Source organism: Microbacterium sp. (assembly GCF_036277215.1).
GTDB lineage: Bacteria > Actinomycetota > Actinomycetes > Actinomycetales > Microbacteriaceae > Microbacterium.
Window position 1 is genome coordinate 1 of the sequence record NZ_DASUNI010000267.1, and the last position, 5,030, is coordinate 5,030.

5 protein-coding genes and 1 pseudogene are annotated in these 5,030 nt (G+C 70.0%); 4 read left to right on the plus strand and 2 right to left on the minus strand.

The features are described 5' to 3' along the window. Both VFX99_RS13315 and VFX99_RS13320 read right to left on the minus strand, forming a co-directional pair. Window positions 1-926, minus strand: a pseudogene (locus VFX99_RS13315) (RNA degradosome polyphosphate kinase); the annotation flags it as partial. Window positions 927-1,011: 85 nt separating this feature from the next. Continuing rightward, on the minus strand, window positions 1,012-1,710 hold the full coding sequence (locus VFX99_RS13320; RefSeq protein ID WP_329666778.1) for a response regulator transcription factor: 699 nt from the start codon (window positions 1,708-1,710) through the stop codon (window positions 1,012-1,014). 149 nt (window positions 1,711-1,859) lie between these two features. On the opposite strand from VFX99_RS13320, the gene VFX99_RS13325 reads away from it, so the two are divergent. The 4 genes from VFX99_RS13325 to VFX99_RS13340 all read left to right on the plus strand — a co-directional run. Beyond that, on the plus strand, window positions 1,860-2,150 hold the full coding sequence (locus VFX99_RS13325; RefSeq protein ID WP_329666779.1) for a hypothetical protein: 291 nt from the start codon (window positions 1,860-1,862) through the stop codon (window positions 2,148-2,150). A 200-nt stretch (window positions 2,151-2,350) separates the two neighbouring features. Continuing rightward, the gene (locus tag VFX99_RS13330; RefSeq protein ID WP_329666780.1) at window positions 2,351-2,974 is read left to right on the plus strand and encodes an FABP family protein; all 624 of its coding nucleotides are present in this window, start codon (window positions 2,351-2,353) and stop codon (window positions 2,972-2,974) included. Continuing rightward, window positions 2,974-4,074, plus strand: a complete 1,101-nt coding sequence (locus VFX99_RS13335; protein ID WP_329666781.1) for a YgfZ/GcvT domain-containing protein — start codon at window positions 2,974-2,976, stop codon at window positions 4,072-4,074. Before VFX99_RS13330 ends, VFX99_RS13335 begins: the two co-directional genes overlap by 1 nt. Window positions 4,075-4,083: 9 nt before the next feature. Next, on the plus strand, window positions 4,084-5,030 hold a 947-nt coding region (locus VFX99_RS13340; RefSeq protein ID WP_329666782.1), incomplete at its 3' end, for an FUSC family protein.

The window sequence follows — 5,030 nt, forward strand, 5'->3', positions numbered from 1 at the left end:
GCCGTGATGTCCAGCTCGCTGATCAGCAGATCGAGCGTGAGGTCGTCCATGTCGTCGCCGACCTCGAGACGGATCGGCGGACCGAACCGGCGTCGCAGCAGCTCGGCCTCGAGCGCCTGGATGAGGTTCTCGGTCTCGTCCTCCTCGATGACCACGTCCTCGTTGCGGGTGAGACGGAACGCGTGGTGGTCGAGGATCTCCATGCCGGGGAAGAGGTCGTCGAGGTGGTTCGCGATCAGCTCCTCGAGCGGCAGGTAGCGCACGGTGTCGCCGTGACGCGACACGTCGACAAACCGGGGGAGCATCGGGGGCACCTTGAGGCGCGCGAATTCCTGGCGGCCCGTCCTGGCGTTGCGGATGCGGATGGCGAGATTGAGCGAGAGGCCCGAGATGTAGGGGAAGGGGTGGGCCGGGTCGACGGCGAGCGGCATCAGAACCGGGAAGACCTGCGCCTGGAAGTACTCCGACAGCCGGGCGCGCTCGTCCTCCTCCAGCCCGTCCCAGGAGATGACCTCGATGCCCGCCTCGGCCAGCGCCGGACGCACCTGGGAGGTCCAGGCATCCGCGTGCCGAAGTTGGAGAGCGTGAGCGTCGGCCGAGATGTCGGCGAGGACCTCCTGCGGCGAGCGGCCGACGTTCGTCGGCACGGCCAGCCCGGTGATGATGCGCCGCTTCAGGCCGGCGACACGCACCATGAAGAACTCGTCGAGGTTGCTGGCGAAGATCGCGAGGAAGTTGGCGCGCTCGAGGACGGGGAGCGCGGGATCCTCCGCAAGCTCCAGGACGCGCTGGTTGAATGCGAGCCAGCTGAGCTCGCGATCGAGGTAGCGGTTGTCGGGCAATTGCGAGTCGAAGACCTCGGACAGGTCGAAGTCGTCGTCATCCGCGTCGCCGAGACCTGCGTCGAGCACGTCGTGTTCGATCATCCCTTCATCATTGCAGGGTGAAGTGACGAGCGTGTGAACGCTTCTACTCGCTGCGCTCGATCAGGGGACTTGCGTGAACGGCCGGCTATGCGCCGGTGCGCTCGCGGGGCGCGGGGATCTGGTCGTCCTCGTACACGTTGAAGCGGTAACCGACGTTTCGCACCGTGCCGATGAGCTGCTCGAGATCTCCGAGCTTCGCGCGCAGACGACGGACGTGCACATCGACGGTCCGCGTGCCGCCGAAGTAGTCGTAGCCCCACACCTCGCTCAGCAGCTGCTCCCGCGTGAACACGCGCGACGGGTGGGTGGCGAAGAAGTGCAGCAGCTGGAACTCCTTGTACGTCAGGTCGAGCGGCTTTCCGTGGACCTTCGCGGAGTAGGAGGATTCGTCGATCGTGATGCCCGAGGTCTGGATGCGGGTCGAGACCTGCTCCTTGGTCATCCGCCCGATCGCGAGGCGGATGCGCGCGTCGACCTCGGCGGGGCCGGCGGTGACGAGGATGACGTCGTCGACCCCCCAGTCGGTCGAGACGGCCGTGAGCCCGCCTTCGGTGACGACGAGGAGCAGCGGGGCATCGAGCCCGGTCGTGTTGAGGATCTTGCACAGCGACTTCGCGCCGACCAGGTCGATGCGCGCGTCGACGAAGATGATGTCGGCGCTGGGCGCGTTGACCAGCTGCGCGGGCTCGGCAGGGATCTGCCGCACGCGGTGGCTCAGAAGCTCCAACGCGGGCAGGACTGCAGAGCCTCCATGTGCGGAGCTCAGAACGAGAAGCTGTGCCAAGAACGCCGTCCTCCCGGCGCGGGGGATGGCGCCGTTGCACCAGTTTAGCTTGAGGCGGTATCCGCGCCGCTCTGATCGATTCGCCGCCCTCCTGCGCCACGGTCTGAAGCATCCGTGCGCCGAGCGGTTGCGTGCGCGACAATGGACCTGTGGCAACCCCCGAACTGGCTCCCCGACGCACCTTCGGCGGTGTGATCGCGGTGTGGGTGATCGCGGCGCTCGTCGGCATCGCGATCGGTCTGTTCACCCCTCCCGAGTGGCGGGCCGCGTGGCTGACGGTGGGCCTCGGGGGCTGCCTGGTGGTGGCGTTCGGGATCCAGCTGTGGTTCGGCCGCTCACAGGGCTTCACCGAGCGGGTGGCCGCGAGCGTCCTGGGCGCGCTCCTCGTGCTGGGTGTGATCAGCCTCGGCTTCGGACTTTCGTCGATCGTCCCGGGCTAGCGTCCGCGGCGTGAGGGCGACAAGCACCCGGCCGAGCCCGGCCGGCACCGACGTTTCGGATTAGACTCGACCCATGGATCTCGTCGCGCTCGAACTCTTCTACGTCGGGCTGCTCGGACTCGCGTCCCTCGCGATCGCGTTCGTCTCCGTCGTCGTGATCAAGAACCTCTATCGCGGCCAGCGCTGACGGCGGTCACGTCGTGATCGACCTTCCCACCGACCTGCCCGCCGACCTGGCGCCGCTTTCGTGGCTCATCGGCGTCTGGGAGGGCACCGGCGTCATCGACTACGAGACTGCGGATCACCGGTTCGCGGGCGAGTTCGTCCACCGCGTCAGCTTCAGCCATGACGGCGGCACGTACTTGAACTATGCGGCGAGCGCGTGGCTCCTCGACGATTCGCCCGATTCGGGTGACGGTGATCGAGCGCGCAGCGCCCTCGTCTCGGAGATGGGCTACTGGCGGCTCTCGCGCGCAGCGACCGATGCCGAGGCCGGCCCCGGGCTGCTCCCCGGCGTAGGTTCGCCCGTGGAACGCACCGCGGACGACGTCGAGGTGCTCCGCAACGCCGAGGGCGGGTTCGACATCGAGGTGTCGATCGTTCATTCGGACGGGCTCAGTGAGCTCTACCTCGGTCAGATCCGCGGCCCGCGCATCGACATCGTGACCGACGCGGTGGTGCGCACCGCGGGTGCGAAGCCCTACGCCGCAGCCGCCCGCATGTACGGCCTCGTCGATGCTCACCTCCTCTGGGCATGGGACATCGCCGCCCTCGGCCGCGAGCTCTCCTCGCACGCCTCTGCACGTCTCGCGCGGGTCGACTGATGCTCGGGCCGTTCGCACGAATCCGGGGCGCCGTCGGCGACGAGTCCGGCCTGCGCCATCTCGGCAACCCGCTCGGCGAGCAGCGCGCCCTTGCATCGGGTGCAGCGATCGCCCCGTTGGGCGATCGGGCGGTGCTGGCGGTCGCCGGCGAGGATCGACTTTCGTGGCTGGACTCGCTCACCTCCCAGGCTCTCACCCGCTTGGCGCCGGGGGAGAGCACCGAGCTGCTGGTGCTGGATCCGCACGGGCGCATCGAGCATGCGGCATCCGTTCTCGATGACGGCGAGACGACGTGGCTCATCGCCGACCGAGGCGATGCCGACGGTCTGCTCTCGTGGCTGCGCAAGATGAGGTTCCGGCTGCGGGTCGACCCGCAGGACGTGAGCGATGAGTACGCCGTCCTCGGCGGTACGCGCGCCGGACTCGAGGCGGTGCTGCCGGCCGCGCCCGCCGGCGTCCCCCTGGTGTGGACCGACCCCTGGCCGACCGTCGCCGCCGGCGGACACGCCTACGCGCTCGTCGAGCCGCACCCCGGCACGCAGCGCGACTGGGCCGAGGCGATCGTTCCACGTGCTGAAGAGGAGCGTGCGGCGGATGCCGCGGCCGCGGGCGCACTGCGCCTGGCCGGGCTTTCGGCGGCGGACGCCCTGCGGATCGCCGCGTGGCGACCGCGCTGGGCGAACGAGGTGGACGATCGCGCCCTGCCCCACGAGCTCGACTGGCTGCGGACCGCCGTGCACCTCGAGAAGGGCTGTTATCGCGGCCAGGAGACCGTGGCCAAGGTGCACAATCTGGGGCACCCGCCTCGGCGCATCGTGGCGCTTCAGCTGGATGGGAGCGACTCGGTGCTGCCGGCTCACGGCGACCAGGTCTTCGCCGGCGACAACGCCGTGGGCATCGTCACGTCCGCCGCGCTCCACTTCGAGGAGGGTCCGATCGCCCTCGCCGTCGTCCGCCGCAACACGGCGACCGACGCCCGGCTCGTCGTGCGCACCTCGGACGGCGACATCGTCGCCGCCCAGGAGACCATCGTCCCGCCCGAGGCCGGAGCGACGGCGAACATCCCGCGTCTGCCCCGGCTCGGCCGCCGAGCGGGCTGAGGGCCGTTCGTGGGCGACATTCCGGAGCCGACCACGACCGCCATCGCCACCGGCTGGCGCCGGCGCGTCGATCCGCGCCGGGGGTTCGCCCGCGTCCGGCACTCGTCCGTCGCGATCCTGCAGATCGTCGTCGCGACCACGGGCGCCTACGCGTTCGCCCACTACGTGCTGGGCCACCCGGCGCCGCTCCTGGCTGCGACTGTGTGCGTCTCGAGCCTCGGTCTGGTCCGCGACGCCCGACCGCGACGGGTGCTCGAGACCGTCCTCGGGATGCTGGTCGGCATCCTGGTCGCGGAGCTGCTTCTGCTCGCGGCCGGGCCGGGCTGGTGGCAGCTCGCCCTCGCCCTCGGCCTCACGCTGGTCGTCGCGCGCTTCCTCTCGGCGCAGGCGAGCTTCGCGATCGCCGCGGCCATCCAGGCGCTGATCGTGATGGTGATCCCCGCCAACGCGCCGTTCCTGCGTCTCATCGACGGGATCGTCGGGGGCGTGGCCGCACTGGTGGTGACCGCGTTGATCCCGCGGACGCTCCAGCGCGACGAGGGCCGCGACGGAGCGGCGGTCTACCGGGCGATGGATTCCGCGATGGCCACGCTGGCACAGGCGCTGCGCCGCGGCGACCGGCTGCGGGCTGAGCGCGGCCTCGAGAAGGCTCGAGCACTTCAGCCGCACGTCGACGCGTGGTCGACGTCCTTGGACTCCGGGATAGCCATCGCCCGCATCTCGCCATTCCTGCGCCGCCAGCGGTCCGAGCTGCTGCGGCACGAGCGCATCCGGCAGTCCACCGATCTGGCGACGCGCAACCTGCGGGTCATCGCGCGGCGCATCGTCTACCTGTCCGACGACAGCCTTCCGCGTCCGGTCGCGGCCGACCTGCTCAGCGAGCTCGCTCGCGCCGCCGACCTGGTTGGCCATTCGCTGACCGACATCTCGCTGGAACCGGTCGCCCGTGAAGCCGT